Below are 348 nucleotides of genomic sequence, written 5' to 3'. Positions count from 1 at the left end.
GGGGGCGGTGGCACAGCCGCTGGGTCATCCGGCGCGAGGAAACAGTAACTGCGACGGGGCGGGTGAGCCAGGCGCGGGAGGCGGGGCCGGTCAGGTGCCCGGGATGAAGCGGCCGTGGCGGGAGTCGGCCCCGCCCATGTCGCGGGCGCAACCGCCGCCCGGGGCCGCGGCGGCCCGGCTGCGGCGGGCGTTGCTGAGCTTGGCGTTGGCCGGAGCGGGCGCCGGCGCGCCCATCCGGGCCGCCGTCGGCCGCAGCTGCGTCGCCGCCACGTCGATCCGGGCATCCGCCTCGTCGATGCGGAAGTAGGCGATCGTCGCCTGCAGCCGCTCGGCCTGGGTCGCCAGCTC

The 348-nt window shown here is 78.2% G+C and carries 1 pseudogene; it reads right to left on the bottom strand.

What is annotated here, in order from left to right:
- Nucleotides 1–90 precede the first annotated feature (90 nt).
- Nucleotides 91–348: pseudogene (locus MKL20_RS13900) on the bottom strand (methyl-accepting chemotaxis protein); the annotation flags it as partial.

Source organism: Methylobacterium sp. E-066 (assembly GCF_022829635.1).
Classification (GTDB): domain Bacteria; phylum Pseudomonadota; class Alphaproteobacteria; order Rhizobiales; family Beijerinckiaceae; genus Methylobacterium.
The sequence above is the reverse complement of the archived record's forward strand: the minus strand, read 5'-3'. Positions and strand labels throughout refer to the sequence as shown.